Origin of the sequence: Actinocorallia aurantiaca (assembly GCF_039533685.1) — a bacterium.
In the GTDB taxonomy this organism is placed as follows: Bacteria; Actinomycetota; Actinomycetes; order Streptosporangiales; family Streptosporangiaceae; genus Actinocorallia; species Actinocorallia aurantiaca.
In genome coordinates this window covers 12,709-27,971 of sequence record NZ_BAAATZ010000001.1, presented here as the reverse complement: position 1 = coordinate 27,971, position 15,263 = coordinate 12,709, and the positions used below count along the sequence as shown (strand labels likewise).

Here is a 15,263-nt window from a genome sequence, read left to right as displayed (position 1 = left end):
CTCGCACCGGGGGGTCGCGTGAGTGGTATAGACCAATCGTTTCCTAGGTAGGATGCTGAAGTGACCAAGAGCCTCGCCACCCGCATCCGCCTTGACCTGCCCGAAGAGCTGCGCGCGGACGTGCGGCTGCTGAGCTCCCTGCTGGGCCGGGCCCTCGTCGAGTACGGCGGGCAGGACCTGCTGGACGACGTCGAGAACCTCCGCCACTCGGTGATCGCGGCCCGCAAGGGCGACCTGCCCGGGGACCGGGTGGCCGAACTGGTGGCCTCCTGGTCGCTGGAGCGCGCCGAGCTGGTCGCCAGGGCCTTCTCCGTCTACTTCCACCTGACCAACCTCGCCGAGGAGCACCACCGCGTCCGCACCCTGCGCCAGCGGGACGTGGCGGGAGGCGAGCCGCAGCGGGCCTCCTTCGCCGCCGCCGTGGCCGAGCTGGAGGACCCGGTCGCGGCCGTCGCCGGGCTGGAGTTCCGGCCGGTCTTCACCGCCCACCCCACCGAGGCGCGGCGCCGGGCCGTGGTCACCTCCATCAGCCGCGTCAGCGACCTGCTGCACGCCTACAACGGCTCCGGCGCCCAAAGCGAGCGCGTGGACCTGCGCCGCAGGATGCGCGAGGAGATCGACCTGCTGTGGCGCACCGCCCAGCGCAGGCAGCAGCAGATGGACCCGCTGGACGAGGTGCGGGTCGCGCTCGCCGCCTTCGACGAGACCATCTTCCGGGCGGTCCCCCGGATCTACCGGTCGCTGGACACCGTCCTCAAGGGCGACGACGAGAACGACGACGGCGCCACCCGCCCCCCGCTGGCCCCCGCCTACCTGCGCTTCGGCAGCTGGATCGGCGGCGACCGCGACGGCAACCCGTACGTGACGGCCCAGGTCACCCGCCAGGCGTTCAAGATCCAGTCCCAGCACGTGCTCATCGCGCTGGAGAACGCCGCCACCCGGATCGGGCGGCAGCTGACCGTCCACGACGGCACCACGCCGCCGTCCCCCGCGCTGCGGAGCGCGCTGGGCGCGGCCCGCACCGCCCACCCCGAGGCGCTCGGCGAGATCGCCGCGCGCTCGCCCGGCGAGCCGCACCGCCAGTACCTGCTGTACGCGGCCGAGCGGATCAGGGCGACCAGGACGCGCAACGCCGACCTCGGCTACGGCGGGCCCGGCGAACTGCTGGCCGACCTCGTCCTGCTGCAGGAGTCGCTGGCCGCGGCGGGGGCGACCCGGCAGGCCTACGGCGAGCTGCAGCACCTCCTCTGGCAGGTGGAGACCTTCGGCTTCCACCTGGCCGAGCTGGAGATCCGCCAGCACTCCGCGGTCCACGAGAAGGCCCTGGCGGAGGTGCGGGCGGGCGGCGCGCTCTCGCCGCAGACCGAGGAGGTCCTCGACACGATGCGGGTCGTCGCCTGGGCGCAGAAGCGCTTCGGCGAGCGGGCCTGCAGCCGCTACATCATCTCCTTCTCCCGCTCGGCCGCCGACATCGCCGCCGTCTACGAGCTGGCCGCCTCCCTCGGCGCGGAGGCGCCGGTCCTGGACGTCGTCCCGCTGTTCGAGACGGGCGAGGACCTGGAGCGCGCCGTCGAGGTGCTGGACGAGGCGATCGGGCTGCCCCCGGTGCGCGACAGGCTGGCGCGGACGGGCCGGCGCCTGGAGGTCATGCTCGGCTACTCCGACTCGGCCAAGATCCTCGGCCCGGCCAGCGCGACCCTGCTGCTGTACGACACCCAGGAGGCCCTGGCCCGCTGGGCGGAGGCCAACGACGTCACGCTGACGCTCTTCCACGGCCGCGGCGGCTCGCTGGGCCGGGGCGGCGGCCCCGCGGGCCGGGCGATCCTGGCCCAGGCCCCCGGCTCGGTGGCGGGCCGGTTCAAGGTGACCGAGCAGGGCGAGGTGATCTTCGCCAGGTACGGGCACCCCGAGATCGCGCGCCGGCACGTCGAGCAGGTGACCCACGCGGTGCTGCTGGCCTCCACCCCGGAGGTCGAGCGCACGGCGCGGGAGGCCGCCGCGCGGTTCCGCCCGCTGGCCGACCGGCTGAGCGAGGCCGCGAACCGGGCGTTCCGCGGCCTGGTCGAGGCCGAGGGCTTCGCCGAGTGGTTCTCCCGGGTCTCCCCGCTGGGCGAGATCGGCGAGCTGCGGATCGGCTCCCGCCCGTCCCGCCGCACCGGCGCGAGCACTCTGGACGACCTGCGCGCCATCCCGTGGGTGTTCGCCTGGACCCAGACCAGGGTCAACCTGCCGGCCTGGTTCGGGCTCGGCTCGGGACTGGCCGCGGTGGCCGGCGACCCGGACCTGCCCGAGGCGTACGCGTCCTGGCCGTTGTTCGCCGCGATGATCGACAACGCCGAGATGTCCCTGGCCAAGACCGACCGCGACATCGCCGAGCGCTACCTGGCCCTGGGCGACCGGCCCGACCTGAGCGCCGCCGTCATGGCCGAGTACGACCGGACGCTGGAGCTGGTGCTGTCGGTCACCGGGCACACCCGCCTGCTGGAGAACCGCGTGGTGCTCTCCCGCGCGGTGGAGCTGCGCAACCCCTACGTGGACGCGCTCAGCCACCTCCAGCTGCGCGCGCTCAGGGCGCTGCGGGAGGGGGGCGCCGCCGGGGGCGAGGAGGCCCAGCTGGAGAACCTCCTGCTGCTGTCGGTGAACGGCGTGGCCGCCGGCCTGCAGAACACCGGTTGAGCACCTCCCGCGGCGGGTGGGGTTGGATGGGTTCATGAGCTCCTACTCCGACCTCGACCGGCCGCCGCTGAACGAGCGGTCCCTGAACCGCGCGCTGGTGCGGGAGGGCTCGTTCTGGCGGGACATCCGGGTGCTGGAGGAGACCGGCTCGACCAACGCCGACCTGGCCGCGCGCGCCGTGCGGGCCGCGGCGGGCGGGGACGAGCTCCCGGAGGGGACGGTCCTGGTGGCCGAGACGCAGACGGCGGGCCGGGGGCGGCTGGGCCGCGCCTGGAACGCCCCGCCGCGCTCGGGCCTGATGTTCTCGGTGCTGCTGCGGCCGGGCGCCGCGGTGCCCCCGGCCCGGCTGGGCTGGGTGCCGCTGCTGACCGGGGTCGCGGCGGCCGCCGCGATCAGGTCGGTGACGGCGCGGGCGGGAAGGGGCGGCTTCGAGGACGAGCCCGGCGGGTCCGTCGTGGAGGCGGGCCTGAAGTGGCCGAACGACCTGCTGGTGGGGGACCGGAAGCTGGCCGGGATCCTGGCCGAGCGCGTCGACGACGCCGTGGTGGTCGGGATGGGGCTGAACGTGTCGCTGCGCGAGCACGAGCTGCCCGTTCCGACGGCGACCTCGCTGGTGCTGGAGGCCGCCTCGGTCAGCGACCGCGAGATCGTCCTGCGGGAGGTGCTGCGGGAGCTGGCGCTGCGGTACACCGAGTGGAAGGCCGCGGACGGCGACCCGGACGGCAGCGGGCTGCGCGCGGCCTACCGGGAGCACTCCCTCACCCTGGGCCGGGAGATCAGGATCGAGCTGCCCGGCGGGAACGCCGAGACGGGCACGGCCGTTGACGTGGACGCGGAGGGCAGGCTGGTGGTCGGGACGGGCACGGCAGAGCAGGCGTTCAGCGCGGGTGATGTCGTCCATGTCCGGAATGCGAGACTGGCGGGACAGTAGTGACAACCATCACATAACCTTTGTCGCGCGGCAGTGGCGAGCGGCCGCGGAATCGGGGAGTCGAAGGATGTCCGGGCAGGGGCAAGGGTCCCAGGAGCTGGAAGAGCTCCTGCTGGGCGGTCAGTTGCGCTACACCAGGGTGGACGCCGCGGAGATGACCGGAGTCTCCAAGGAGTTCTCCGAGCGGCTGTGGCGCTCGTTCGGCTTCGCCGGCCCTGCGGACGACGTTCCCGCCTTCTCCGACAGCGACCTGGAGGCGCTGCGGCGGGTCAAGGCGCTGCTCGACCGGGGCGGGAGCGCGGAGGAGTTCGTCCTGCGCCAGGCCAGGGCCCTGGGGCAGACCATGGCGAAGCTCGCCGAGTGGCAGACCGGCATCATGCTCAACGGGAACGGCAACGGCGAGAGCACCCGGCTGAGCGAGGGCTACCTGGCCGAGATGGAGCCGCTGGTGGTGTACGCCTGGCGGCGGCAGCTCGCGGCCTCCGCGGCGCGGGCGCTGGCCGAGGCGTCGGACGGCGACCTGCCGGGCCGGGGCCCGGTGGCGGTCGGCTTCGCGGACATGGTCTCCTTCACCGCGATGAGCCGGGAGCTCAGCGAGCTGGAGCTGGGCCGGGTGGTCGAGCGGTTCGAGGAGACGGCCGCCGACATCGTGGCGGCGCACGGCGCGCGGCTGGTGAAGACCCTCGGGGACGAGGTGCTCTACGCCGCCGCCGACGCCAGGGTCGGGGTGGAGATCGGGATGGCGATCTCCGAGGCGGTCCGGGAGGAGACCGAGGTCCCCGACGTCCGGGTGGGCATGGCCTACGGGCCGGTGCTCCCGCTGATGGGGGACATCTTCGGCACGACGGTGAACATGGCCTCGCGGCTCACCTCGCTCGCCCGTCCGGGCACCCTGGTGGCCGACCCGGCCCTCGCCGCGGAGCTGGAGGGAGATCCCGACTACGAACTGGTCCGGATCGTGCGTAGACCGGTACGTGGTCTGGGCATCATCCAACCGTACGTAGTGCGGCGTTCCTCACAGCGATGACAAACGATAAAAAATCATGGACACACGGAGTAAACCGATAGTTCATCTTCAAGGGGGACTGTTAAGAATCATGAGCGCGACTCCAGGGCAGATTCCCCGTGACGACTCCCTTCCCGAAGATCGTTTCCTGGACCGCGAGGAGAGCTGGCTCCAGTTCAACCAGCGGGTCCTGGAACTCGCGGAGGACCAGGGCCTTCCGCTGCTGGAGCGGGTGCGGTTCCTGGCCATCTTCGCCACCAACCTGGACGAGTTCTTCATGGTCCGGGTGGCCGGACTCCTCCGCCGGATGGCCACCGGCCTGGCCGTCCGCTCCGCCAGCGGCCGCCAGCCCCGCGAGGTGCTCGAGCGCACCGCGGTCATCGCGCACGACCTGATGCTCCGCCACGCGGCCTGCTTCCGCGACGACGTCCTGCCCGCCCTGTCCAAGCAGGACATCGAGATCCTGCGCTGGGAGGAGCTGGCCGAGACCGAGCGCGAGCACCTGCGCCGCCTCTTCCGCGAGCGGATCTACCCGGTGCTCACCCCGCTCGTCGTCGACTCCGCCCACCCGTTCCCCTACATCTCCGGCCTGTCGCTGAACCTCGCGATCGTCGTCCGCGACCCCGACACCGAGGCCCGCCTGTTCGCCAGGGTGAAGGTCCCCGAGGTCCTGCCGCGGTTCATGGAGGCCTCGCCCAACCGCTTCACCCCGCTCGAGGACGTCATCGCCGCGCACCTCACCCAGCTGTTCAGCGGGATGGAGATCCTCGAGCACCACGCCTTCCGGGTCACCCGCAACCAGGACCTGGAGGTCGACGACGACATCACCGAGGACCTGCTGCAGGCCCTGGAGCGGGAACTGCTGCGCCGCCGCTTCGGCCCGGTGGTCCGGCTGGAGGTGGAGGAGTCCATCTCCCCCGAGGTGCTGGACCTGCTCACCGACGAGCTGGGCGTGGAGGAGCGCCAGATCTACCGCGTCCCCGGCCCGCTGAACCTCGGCGGCCTGAACCAGATCGCCGACCTCGACCGCAGCGAGCTGAAGTACCCGCCGTTCGTGCCGTCCAAGGCGGCCCTGCCCACCGAGCTCAGCGTCTTCACCGCGCTGCGCGAGCGGGACGTCGTCGTCCACCACCCCTACGACTCCTTCGCCACCACCGTGCAGCGCATGGTCGAGGAGGCCGCGGCCGACCCCAGGGTGCTGGCGATCAAGCAGACCCTCTACCGGACCAGCGGCGACTCCCCGATCGTGGACGCACTCATCGACGCGGCCGCGGCGGGCAAGCAGGTCGTGGTGGTCGTCGAGATCAAGGCGAGGTTCGACGAGAGCGCCAACATCGAGTGGGCGCGCAAGCTGGAGCAGGCCGGCTGCCACGTCGTGTACGGCTTCGTCGGCCTGAAGACCCACTGCAAGCTGCTGCTGGTCGTCCGGCAGGAGCCCGACGGCACCCTGCGGCGCTACTGCCACATCGGCACCGGCAACTACCACCCCAAGACCGCGCGCCTGTACGAGGACCTCGGCCTGCTGACCGCCGACCGCGAGATCGCCGAGGACGTCACCGAGCTGTTCAACCACCTGACGGGCTACTCCCGCCAGGTCAGCTACCGGCAGCTCCTGGTGGCCCCCAACACCCTGCGCAGCGGCCTGGTCCTGCGCATCGAGCGGGAGATCGGGCACCACCGCGCGGGCCGCCCGGCGCACATCCGCTTCAAGTGCAACAGCCTCGTGGACGAGGTCGTCATCGACGCCCTCTACCGGGCCTCCCAGGCGGGCGTCCCGGTGGACGTCTGGGTGCGCGGCATCTGCGCCCTGCGCCCCGGCGTCCCGGGCCTGTCGGAGAACATCCGGGTCCGCAGCGTGCTGGGCCGCTTCCTGGAGCACTCCCGGGTCTTCGCCTACGAGTGCGGCGGCAACCCCGAGGTGTGGTTCGGCAGCGCCGACCTCATGCACCGCAACCTCGACCGGCGCATCGAGGCGCTGGTGCGGGTCAACGACGTGGGCCACCGCGACGAGCTGCTCAGGCTGCTGGACAAGGGCGTGGCCGCCGACACCTCCTCCTGGTGGCTGGCCGGCGACGGGGTCTGGACCCGCCACCACAACGACGCCGACTCCCCGGCGCTGGACATCCAGACCCATCTGATGCGCTCGCGACGCTGGAGAACCGTGGATGGCGGCTGATCCGGAGATCCGGGCCGCCGGGGCCGTGCTGGGCCGGTGGAACGGCGCGGTCCGGGAGGTGGCCCTGGTCCACCGCCCGAGGTACGACGACTGGAGCCTGCCCAAGGGCAAGCCGGATCCGGGGGAGCATCCGCTGCGCACCGCGGTGCGCGAGGTGACCGAGGAGACGGGGAGCGTCCCCCGGCTGGGCCCCCGGCTCCCGACCGTCTCCTACCTGACGGCCAGGGGCCCCAAGCGGGTCGACTACTGGGCGGCCGAGGTCGCCGAGGAGGGCCCGTTCCGGCCGGACGACGAGGTGGACGCGCTGGAGTGGACGCCCGTCCCCGAGGCGTTCGGCATGCTCAGCCATCCCCCCGACGCCGAGGTCCTGCGCGCCTACGCGGCGCTGCCCGCCCGCACCCGCCCGGTGATCGTCCTGCGGCACGCCTCGGCGGGGGAGAAGAAGGACTGGCGGGACAGGGACCTCGTCCGTCCGCTGGACGACCGGGGCCGCCGGGAGTCCGCCGAGCTGGCCCCGCTGCTGCGCGCCTACGCGCCCCGCCGGGTGATCAGCTCGGCCACGGCCCGGTGCGTGGAGAGCCTGCTGGACTACGCGTCCGCGCTGGACGTCGCGTTCGCCGCCGAGCAGGACTTCACCCTGGACTCCACCACTCCCGAGCGGGCCGCCGCCCGGTTCCGCGAACTGCTCGGCTCCCGCGGGTCCGACGGGATACTCGTGTGCACGCACGGCGAGCTGATCCCCGTCCTGGCCCGGGAGGCCTGTCCCGGCGAGGGGCTCCCGGAGGACCCGTCGCTGCGCAAGGCATCCTTCTGGGTCTTCCACCAGCCGGGCCAGGACGGCGGCGCGCCGGTGTCGGTGGAGCGCCACGCCGTCCGCGAACCCTTCGGGGCCTAACCCAGCCGGGGGACGGCCCTGGAGCGGGCGTCCGCCCAGGCCGCCTCGACCTCGTCCCGGGCGCGCTCGGCCTCGCAGTGCTCCAGCCCGTACAGGGCGCCGAGGCCGAACGCCTCTTCCACGGAGGCGGGTTCCACGGCCCTGAGCTGCTCCTGGGCGATCACGCCGTCCTGGAACCGGCCCAGCACCTCCTGAAGGTCCTTGGCGGCCTTGGAGACGGCCTTGGCGTCCCCGCCGAGCACCTCGCAGGCGGCGTCGGCGGTGTAGCGCACCCGCTTGGCGGCCTTGCGCGTCTCGTGGCGTGCCGCGTCAGCGGCGGCAGCGCCCTCGGCGGACTCGCTCTCGCCGATCGCGTCGTGGGCCCGTTCGAGCCGCCTCCAGCTCCGCCGGACGAGCTTGCGCAGTTCCTTCTCGGCCTCGCCGTGCGCGCGTGCGGTGAAAGGCGGGGCGGCCAGTAGCCGGTCCAAGGCGTCGAGCAGGGCGAAGTACCGCTCGCCGGAGAGCTCCTTGCGGATGGAGGTGTAGCCCTTCCGCTCCCGCTTCTTGATCTGGCGGAGCCACGGGGGGTTCTGCCGGCAGACCTCGGGCAGCGAGGCCAGGCGCCCGCTGAAGCGCTCGTGCAGCACCTCGGCATCCCGGACCTCGCCCAGTACGCCGGCCAGCCAGCGCAGCTCGGACTGCAGCGGGTCGGTCACCGCGCGGTCCAGCAGGGGGCGGCCGCTGGCCAGGACGCTGCGCAGCCGCCGTACCGCGACCCGCATCTTGTGGACGGAGTCGAACACCTCCAGCCGGACCCTCGGGTCGTAGGCCAGGATCTGGTCCATCTGCGCGGCGATGTGCCGCAGCAGCGCGTCCCCGGCACGGGAGCCGTCGAGGGAGGGCGGGACGGGGACCCGGGGGCCGAGCAGCCTGCCCAGCTTCGAGGAGCCCGCGGCGCGCTCCGCCCCGGCCTTGCGCAGCCGGGCGCCGACCTTCTTCAGCAGCCTCGGATCGCCGGAGACCAGCTCGACCTCGACCTCGCGCCAGGAGGAGGAGCCCGGAGTCCCGGTGATCGTCCCGGTGACCAGGTCGTCGGCCAGCTCGGCGAGCACCTCTCCGGACGGGGAGCGCAGCTTCCGCACGGTCCGGACGGTGGAGAGCACGGCGACCGGACCGACCTCCCGCCCCCGGACGTAGGCGGGCAGGAGGCGCGCCAGTTCGGCGGGAAGCTCGTCGGAGAGAGGGGCCTGACGTTCGTGCTTGGAGTCCGGCCCGGCGGGGACCTTCAGGTGCCATCCCGCGTCGGTGCCACCGGTGCGGCGGCGCAGGGTGACCTTGCGGGCGGCGAGCCTGAGGTCCTCGGTGTCGTGGTAGACGGCCTCGAGCTCGTACGTGACGGGCTCGCCCACCTCGGCCAGACCGCTCAGGTCCGGCAGGACGAATCCGGTGTCCGCGTCGAACTTGAGCTCGACCTCCAAGTGCTCGGTCATGTCCGATGGCCCCTTCTGCCGACCTCGATCAGGACATCCAGGGTTTCACTTGGAGATAACGGATGCGAACCCGTTCGGCCGGGGCTCGTTCTAGCTGGGGTCGGTGAAACGCTGGATGTAGAGCGGCTCGCCCAGCTTCTGCAGGAGTTCCAGCTCGGTCTCCAGGTAGTCCACGTGCTTCTCCTCGTCCTCGAGGATGTGCTCGAAGATCCGGGCCGAGGTGACGTCGCCCTTGCGGCGCATGACCTCGATGCCGTGCCGCAGCCGGGTGACGGCCTCCATCTCGACGGCCAGGTCGGCCTCGAGCTGCTCCTTGACCGTCTGCCCGATGCGGAGCATGTTGAGCTTCTGGTAGTTCGGCAGCGCCTCGAGGAAGAGCAGCCGGTCGGTGAGGACCTCGGCGTGCTTCATCTCGTCGATGGACTCTTCGTAGGTGTGCTTGGCCAGCTTCACCAGGCCCCAGTTCTGCTGCATCTTCGCGTGCAGGAAGTACTGGTTGATGGCCGTGAGTTCAGCGGTGAGCTGCTCGTTCAACAGTGCGAGGATTTCCTTATCGCCTTCCATGGGTACATCCAAGCACGTTATCCGGGCAGCACAACAAGCCCGGTAGCGTGTCGCTACCAGGCTCTTTGGGTGCTCTTGGCCCCCGTGCCGGGGAAGGGGATCAGGCGGCCGGCTGCTTCACCTCCCTGCGGGTGCGGCGCGGCTGCTGCTGCGGGGCGCGGACGGGTTCGCCGGTCGCGGGCTCGGCCCGCGGGAACTCCGTGTCGCCCTCGGGAGCGGAGACCGGCTGCAGGGTCGCCGGGCCGCCGGTGAAGGCGTCCATCAGCTCCGAGGCGGTCTTCCACTCGCTCACCATGGCGCGGATGCGCCTGGTGCAGGTGCCGCAGCCGGGCTTCATGCCGCAGCCCTCCTTCACCTGGCGCGTGTTCTGCGCCCCTGACGCGAGGCACTCGTGCACGGCGTCTTCGGTGACGGCGTTACAGATGCACACGTACATCGCGAATCCTTAGGGGCGTTGATTAGGTTAGGCATCCCTAAGTTACCTGAGCCTTACCTCACCTGACCAGACCCCATCTGGTGCCGACGGACCCGGCGGGAGGGGTGGAAGTCGCGAGAGTCCCTGAAAACAAGGAGCTCCGGGCGTTTTCGAGTCTTGGGTGATCTGGGTCACATATCCGGGTCATGCTTGTTTGTTGACCCTGTCCCTGGCGGAGACGACCGGCAGCCCCGTGTTCCTCTGCCGGGTCCTCAGCACCCACGCGGAGAGCATCACGAGATTCCCCGAGAAGAACAGCAGGAGGAGCCCGTTCCGGTCGGACCACTGCCCCTTGTAGGACGTCTCGGTCACCGGGAGCCCGAACAGGTAGGTGAAGAACCAGGCGAAGATCGTTGAGGTGCCGTTGGCCAGTGCGTACCACCAGACGGGTCTCCCGCCGTCGGCCAGGAGCCCCACGGCCCCCGCCCAGGCGAGCAGGCCGGACAGGATCATGATGACGCCGAGGTAGCTCTCCAGCCTGAACCCGAGGGGCAGTCCGAGGAACTGGGTCATCAGGACGCCGCCGAAGAGCACGACTCCCGTCGCCCGTGCCACCTCGGGGTGTGGCTGCACCGGCGTCTGGGACATAGGGCTTTTCCTCCACAACAATGTGATCAGTCGTATTTGAGTTTGTACTACGAGTGGCAAACCGCAGGTCAAGCCTGTGTGCTTGGCCAGGAAACGTTCATGAATGGTCCTACGATCGGTGCATGACCTCAGTACTGCTCGCCGAGGACGACACGTCCATCTCCGAGCCTCTCGCGCGTGCGCTGCGCCGGGAGGGCTACAACGTCGAAGTGAGTCCCGACGGGCCCCAAGCCCTGGAGAGGGCCCTTGGAGGCGGAGTCGATCTCATAGTGCTGGATCTCGGGCTGCCCGAGCTGGACGGGTTGGAGGTGGCGCGCCGGGTCCGGTCCGAGGGGCACGGCGTGCCCATCCTGATCCTCACGGCCCGGGCCGACGAGGTCGACACGGTGGTCGGCCTGGACGCCGGGGCCGACGACTACGTGACCAAGCCGTTCCGTCTGGCCGAACTGCTGGCACGGGTTCGAGCGCTGCTCCGCAGGGGCAGCACCGAGACACCGATAGTGCAGGGGGTCAGGATCGACGCCGAGTCCCGCCGGGCGTGGATGGGCGAGAACGAGCTGCAGCTGACCACCAAGGAGTTCGACCTCCTGCGGGTGCTGGTGCGCGACGCCGGCAAGGTGGTCACCCGCGAGCAGATCATGCGCGAGGTGTGGGACACCAACTGGTGGGGGTCGACCAAGACCCTCGACATGCACATCTCCTGGCTGCGCCGCAAGCTCGGGGACGACGCCGCCAGCCCCAGGTACATCACCACGGTGCGGGGCGTCGGCTTCCGGTTCGAACGCGGAGACTGAGGACGAGCCCGGCCGCCTCCGCCGGCCATGGGGGATGAATGAGACGCCGACTCGTACTGTCCACCCTCGGGGTGGCGGTCACGGCGATCCTTCTGCTCGGCATCCCGCTGGCCTACGTGGTCAGCAAGCTCATCTACGACGATGCCAAGCAGGGGTTGGACACCGCGGCCGCCAGCCTGGTCAAGGAGGTGGAGGTACCGCTGGGTCAGGGCCGCAGGCCCGACCCGGCGCAGATCTCCGGCGCCTACCCGAACCTCTACGTCGAGATCAGGCTGCCCGACAACACGGTCGAGACGGCGGGCCTGCCGCCCAGCGGGCCCGTCATGTCGTCGACCAGCAGCCGGGGCAACGTCACGGTCACCGTCCACCGGCAGTACTCCGAGGTCCGGGACGACGTGCTGCGGCAGCTGATGCTGATCGCCAGCCTGGTCCTGCTGGGCGTGGCGATCGCCACCGGGATGGCGATCCTGCTGGCCCGCAGGCTGACCCTGCCGCTGGTCGACCTCGCCGAGACCGCCGCGGGGCTGGGCACGGGCAACGCCCGGCCCCGGCGCCGCCGCTACGGGATCTCCGAGGTCGACACCGTGGCGGAGGTGCTGGACAGCAGCGCGGTCCGGATCGCCGACCTGCTGGCGGCCAGCCGCGAGTTCGCCTCGGACGCCAGCCACCAGCTGCGCACCCCGCTCACCGCGCTGACCATGCGCCTGGAGGAGATGATCGAGGCCGCCGACTACCCCGACGTGGTACGTGAGGAGGGGCAGGCGGCCCTGGCGCAGGCCGAACGGCTGGTCGCGGTGGTGGAGCAGCTGCTGGCCAGGGCGCGGCACGACCGCACCGGCCAGGCGGTGCCGACCGCGATCGACCTGGTGATCGAGCAGCAGGTCGAGGAATGGCGGCCGATCTTCGCCAAGGACGGCAGGCAGCTCAGGATCGAGGGCGAGCCCGACCTGGTGGCGGTGGTGACGCCCAGCTGCATGTCGCAGGTCCTGGCGACCCTGCTGGACAACTCCCTGATGCACGGCGAGGGCACGGTCACCATCCACACCCTGATGACCAAGCAGAACGTGATCATCGAGGTGGGGGACGAGGGGCCCGGGGTGCCGCCGGAGCTGGCCAGGAAGATCTTCGAACGGAACGTCAGCGGGGGCGGGGGCACGGGGCTCGGCCTCTACCTGGCCCGCTCGCTGGCGGCGGTGGACGGCGGCAGGCTGGAGCTGGTGCAGCCCAAGCCCGCGCTGTTCGCCTACCTCATGCGGCGCAAGGAGGACGCCCAGCTGGCCTCCGAACGGGTCGTCAGCGGCCCGGTCTGATCCCGGCGGAGGCGCCCGCCTGCGGGCGGCGCTGCTGCGCGGGCATGGACGCCCGCACCGCCTGCGGGGAGACGGCCTGCGAGGCCGCCGGGGCGGACGCGGTCTGGACGACCGGGGCCGACGGCAGGAACACCCACTTGCGGTACGTCCAGAACCGGAAGACCGTGGCGGCCCCGGTACCGATGATCATCGCCAGGTTGACGCCGATCGCCGAGGTCTGGTGCAGGACGTAGTAGCCGAACGAGATGAAGATCTGGCTGATCACCAGGCCGGCCCCGTTGAGGGCGAAGAACAACGTGTACTCCCGCCGCAGCCCGCTGCGCTCGCGGTGCCGGAACGTCCAGTACCGGTTGGCGAAGTAGGCGAACGTGGTGGCGATCACCGTGGCGATGGTGAACGAGGTCATCGGCCCGATGCCCAGGCCGACCTTGAACAGGTTGAACGTCGCGAAGGTGATCACGAACGCGATGGCGCCCACGCTGCCGAACTTGGCCAGTTCGCGGGCGATGCGGCGCACCCGCGTGCGGAGGTCCACGAGGAGGCTCACAGCAGAACGACCAGCCCTTCGGTCAGAGCACCTTCACGCACGGTGTGCGATGAGAACAGAACGTCATCCCGGTAAGCGGACATTCCCGTCATGACGGTGAGCGAGGTCCGCAGGGGCGCCATTCGGATACGGTACCCCCGCTCCGGGTAGCGGGAGGGGAAAGGGAGGAGAGATCCCCCTTACAGACCCTCTCGCAATCTCTCGCCCTTGGCTTTCGCCTGACGGTACAAGTCCTGCTGGAACTCCTGCATCTTCTTCTGAAGTTCGGGGTTCTCCACGGCGAGGACGCGCACGGCCAGCAGGCCCGCGTTGCGCGCGGCCCCGACCGCGACCGTGGCGACCGGCACCCCGGCCGGCATCTGGACGATCGACAGGAGGGAGTCCATGCCGTCCAGGTACTTCAGCGGGACCGGAACCCCGATCACCGGAAGGGGGGTGACGCTCGCCAGCATCCCGGGCAGGTGGGCGGCGCCCCCGGCCCCCGCGATGATCACCTTGAGCCCGCGCCCGGCGGCGCCCGAGCCGTACTCGATCATGTCGTGCGGCATCCGGTGCGCCGAGACCACGTCGGCCTCGAACTCCACCCCGAACTCGGTGAGCGCCTCGGCGGCGGCCTTCATCACCGGCCAGTCCGAGTCGCTGCCCATGACCACGCCGACCTGCGGAGCCATCAGTTCTTCCTTTCCTCGGGGTAGACCGACCCCGGATCGCGCAGGTAGTCGACGGCATGCGCGGCGCGCGCCCGCATGCGCGGAAGGTCGTCTCCGGTCACGTTCACATGGCCGATCTTGCGGCCGGGCCGTACGCCCTTGCCGTAGAAGTGGATCTTCGCGCCGGGGTCGTGCGCCATCACGTGCTCGTAGCGCGGGTAGAGATCGGGGTCCTCGCCGCCGAGCAGGTTGCCCATGACCGTCCAGGGGGCGCTGACGGAGGTGTCGCCCAGGGGCAGGTCCAGGACGGCCCGCAGGTGCTGCTCGAACTGGGAGGTGCGGCTGCCGTCCATCGTCCAGTGGCCCGAGTTGTGGGGCCGCATGGCCAGCTCGTTGACGACCACGCCGCCGGCGGTCTCGAACAGCTCGACCGCCAGCAGCCCGACCACGCCGAGCTCCTCGGCCAGCCGCAGCGCCAGCTCCTGGGCGCGGGCGCCGGTCTCGGGGTCCAGCCCCTCGGCGGGGGCGACCACCTCGACGCAGATACCGTCCTTCTGCACGGTCTCCACCACCGGGTAGGCGGCGCCCTGGCCGTGCGGGGAGCGGGCGACCAGCGCCGAGAGCTCCCGCCGGAAGTCCACCCGCTCCTCGGCCATCAGCGCGGTGCCCGAGGGCAGCACCTCGGCGAGCAGCGCGGCGGCCTCGTCGGCGGAGCCCACGATCCACACGCCCTTGCCGTCGTAACCGCCGCGTGTGGCCTTCAGCACCACCGGCCATCCGTGATTTTCGGCGAAGGCCGTGACATCGTCTTTGCCGTGCACCGGGGCGAACGCGGGACAGGGGGCGCCGAGGGCGGACAGCCGCTCGCGCATCACCAGCTTGTCCTGGGCGTGCAGCAGGGCGGCGGATCCGGGGTGGCAGACCACTCCGGCCTCCTCCAGCGCCCGGATGTGCCCGCCCGGGACGTGCTCGTGGTCCCAGGTGACCACGTCGCAGCCCTCGGCGAAGGCGAGCAGGTCCTCCAGGGACTCGTGCGAGCCGAGCCGGACGTCGGCGCACACCAGCGCCGCGGACTCGTCGGGGGCGCCGGCCAGGACCCGCAGCCGGACGCCGAGCGCGATCGCCGCCTGCTGGGTCATACGGGCGAGCTGACCGCCGCCCACCATCCCGACGACCGGCATC

General features: G+C 71.3%; 15 protein-coding genes. 7 read left to right on the top strand and 8 right to left on the bottom strand.

Features of this window, described 5'->3' with window-relative positions; all coding sequences use genetic code 11:
* Positions 1-60 precede the first annotated feature (60 nt).
* The 5 genes from ABD327_RS00135 (at position 61) to ABD327_RS00115 (ending at position 7,684) form a co-directional block, all read left to right on the top strand.
* Positions 61-2,676, top strand: a complete 2,616-nt coding sequence (locus tag ABD327_RS00135) for a phosphoenolpyruvate carboxylase (RefSeq protein WP_344447948.1) — start codon at positions 61-63, stop codon at positions 2,674-2,676.
* Positions 2,677-2,710: 34 nt separating this feature from the next.
* Positions 2,711-3,607 carry a biotin--[acetyl-CoA-carboxylase] ligase gene (locus tag ABD327_RS00130; RefSeq protein WP_344447947.1) on the top strand — a complete coding sequence of 299 codons (897 nt, stop codon included), beginning with the start codon at positions 2,711-2,713 and terminating at the stop codon, positions 3,605-3,607.
* A 67-nt stretch (positions 3,608-3,674) separates the two neighbouring features.
* Positions 3,675-4,634 carry an adenylate/guanylate cyclase domain-containing protein gene (locus ABD327_RS00125; protein ID WP_344447946.1) on the top strand — a complete coding sequence of 320 codons (960 nt, stop codon included), beginning with the start codon at positions 3,675-3,677 and terminating at the stop codon, positions 4,632-4,634.
* Between the two features lie 70 nt (positions 4,635-4,704).
* A complete protein-coding gene (locus ABD327_RS00120; protein ID WP_344447945.1) occupies positions 4,705-6,789 on the top strand; it encodes an RNA degradosome polyphosphate kinase in 2,085 nt (694 codons plus the stop codon).
* Positions 6,779-7,684 carry an NUDIX hydrolase gene (locus ABD327_RS00115; RefSeq protein ID WP_344447944.1) on the top strand — a complete coding sequence of 302 codons (906 nt, stop codon included), beginning with the start codon at positions 6,779-6,781 and terminating at the stop codon, positions 7,682-7,684. The genes ABD327_RS00120 and ABD327_RS00115 overlap by 11 nt, the downstream gene beginning before the upstream one ends.
* Here ABD327_RS00115 and ABD327_RS00110 read toward each other — a convergent pair.
* The 4 genes from ABD327_RS00110 to ABD327_RS00095 all read right to left on the bottom strand — a co-directional run bounded on the left by ABD327_RS00110 (position 7,681) and on the right by ABD327_RS00095 (position 10,780).
* Positions 7,681-9,153 carry a CYTH and CHAD domain-containing protein gene (locus ABD327_RS00110; protein WP_344447943.1) on the bottom strand — a complete coding sequence of 491 codons (1,473 nt, stop codon included), beginning with the start codon at positions 9,151-9,153 and terminating at the stop codon, positions 7,681-7,683. The two genes, ABD327_RS00115 and ABD327_RS00110, sit on opposite strands and share 4 nt — an antisense overlap.
* A 90-nt stretch (positions 9,154-9,243) precedes the next feature.
* Positions 9,244-9,717, bottom strand: coding sequence for a bacterioferritin (bfr, locus tag ABD327_RS00105; RefSeq protein WP_344447942.1), 474 nt, complete (start codon positions 9,715-9,717; stop codon positions 9,244-9,246).
* 100 nt (positions 9,718-9,817) lie between these two features.
* Positions 9,818-10,153, bottom strand: coding sequence for a (2Fe-2S)-binding protein (locus ABD327_RS00100; protein WP_344447941.1), 336 nt, complete (start codon positions 10,151-10,153; stop codon positions 9,818-9,820).
* A gap of 183 nt (positions 10,154-10,336) precedes the next feature.
* A complete protein-coding gene (locus ABD327_RS00095; protein WP_344447940.1) occupies positions 10,337-10,780 on the bottom strand; it encodes a hypothetical protein in 444 nt (147 codons plus the stop codon).
* A gap of 122 nt (positions 10,781-10,902) precedes the next feature.
* Here ABD327_RS00095 and ABD327_RS00090 point away from each other — a divergent pair, with 122 nt between their 5' ends.
* Entirely contained in the window at positions 10,903-11,574 is a 672-nt protein-coding gene (locus tag ABD327_RS00090) for a response regulator transcription factor (protein WP_106403512.1), read from the top strand.
* Between the two features lie 38 nt (positions 11,575-11,612).
* Complete coding sequence (locus ABD327_RS00085) at positions 11,613-12,884, top strand: ATP-binding protein (RefSeq protein ID WP_344447939.1); 1,272 nt, start codon at positions 11,613-11,615, stop codon at positions 12,882-12,884.
* Here the strand turns inward: ABD327_RS00085 and ABD327_RS00080 are convergent.
* Genes ABD327_RS00080 through ABD327_RS00065 form a run of 4 tightly spaced genes read right to left on the bottom strand, consistent with a single transcriptional unit; the run spans position 12,868 to position 15,262 of the window.
* Complete coding sequence (locus tag ABD327_RS00080; protein WP_344447938.1) at positions 12,868-13,431, bottom strand: GtrA family protein; 564 nt, start codon at positions 13,429-13,431, stop codon at positions 12,868-12,870. The two genes, ABD327_RS00085 and ABD327_RS00080, sit on opposite strands and share 17 nt — an antisense overlap.
* Positions 13,428-13,553, bottom strand: a complete 126-nt coding sequence (locus ABD327_RS00075) for a hypothetical protein (protein WP_344447937.1) — start codon at positions 13,551-13,553, stop codon at positions 13,428-13,430. The genes ABD327_RS00080 and ABD327_RS00075 overlap by 4 nt, the downstream gene beginning before the upstream one ends.
* Positions 13,554-13,610: 57 nt before the next feature.
* Positions 13,611-14,102 (bottom strand): 5-(carboxyamino)imidazole ribonucleotide mutase, encoded by a 492-nt coding sequence (purE, locus tag ABD327_RS00070; RefSeq protein ID WP_344447936.1) that lies wholly within the window; start codon positions 14,100-14,102, stop codon positions 13,611-13,613.
* The gene (locus tag ABD327_RS00065) at positions 14,102-15,262 is read right to left on the bottom strand and encodes a 5-(carboxyamino)imidazole ribonucleotide synthase (protein ID WP_344448071.1); all 1,161 of its coding nucleotides are present in this window, start codon (positions 15,260-15,262) and stop codon (positions 14,102-14,104) included. Before ABD327_RS00065 ends, purE begins: the two co-directional genes overlap by 1 nt.
* Position 15,263 lies beyond the last annotated feature (1 nt).

Coding starts and splice junctions, on each gene's coding strand:
- ABD327_RS00130 (WP_344447947.1), top strand. CDS start 2,711: ATGAGCTCCTACTCCGACCTCGACCGGCCGCCGCTGAACGAGCGGTCC.
- ABD327_RS00125 (WP_344447946.1), top strand. CDS start 3,675: ATGTCCGGGCAGGGGCAAGGGTCCCAGGAGCTGGAAGAGCTCCTGCTG.
- ABD327_RS00120 (WP_344447945.1), top strand. CDS start 4,705: ATGAGCGCGACTCCAGGGCAGATTCCCCGTGACGACTCCCTTCCCGAA.
- ABD327_RS00115 (WP_344447944.1), top strand. CDS start 6,779: ATGGCGGCTGATCCGGAGATCCGGGCCGCCGGGGCCGTGCTGGGCCGG.
- ABD327_RS00110 (WP_344447943.1), bottom strand. CDS start 9,153: ATGACCGAGCACTTGGAGGTCGAGCTCAAGTTCGACGCGGACACCGGA.
- bfr (WP_344447942.1), bottom strand. CDS start 9,717: ATGGAAGGCGATAAGGAAATCCTCGCACTGTTGAACGAGCAGCTCACC.
- ABD327_RS00100 (WP_344447941.1), bottom strand. CDS start 10,153: ATGTACGTGTGCATCTGTAACGCCGTCACCGAAGACGCCGTGCACGAG.
- ABD327_RS00095 (WP_344447940.1), bottom strand. CDS start 10,780: ATGTCCCAGACGCCGGTGCAGCCACACCCCGAGGTGGCACGGGCGACG.
- ABD327_RS00090 (WP_106403512.1), top strand. CDS start 10,903: ATGACCTCAGTACTGCTCGCCGAGGACGACACGTCCATCTCCGAGCCT.
- ABD327_RS00085 (WP_344447939.1), top strand. CDS start 11,613: ATGAGACGCCGACTCGTACTGTCCACCCTCGGGGTGGCGGTCACGGCG.
- ABD327_RS00075 (WP_344447937.1), bottom strand. CDS start 13,553: ATGGCGCCCCTGCGGACCTCGCTCACCGTCATGACGGGAATGTCCGCT.
- purE (WP_344447936.1), bottom strand. CDS start 14,102: ATGGCTCCGCAGGTCGGCGTGGTCATGGGCAGCGACTCGGACTGGCCG.
- ABD327_RS00065 (WP_344448071.1), bottom strand. CDS start 15,262: ATGCCGGTCGTCGGGATGGTGGGCGGCGGTCAGCTCGCCCGTATGACC.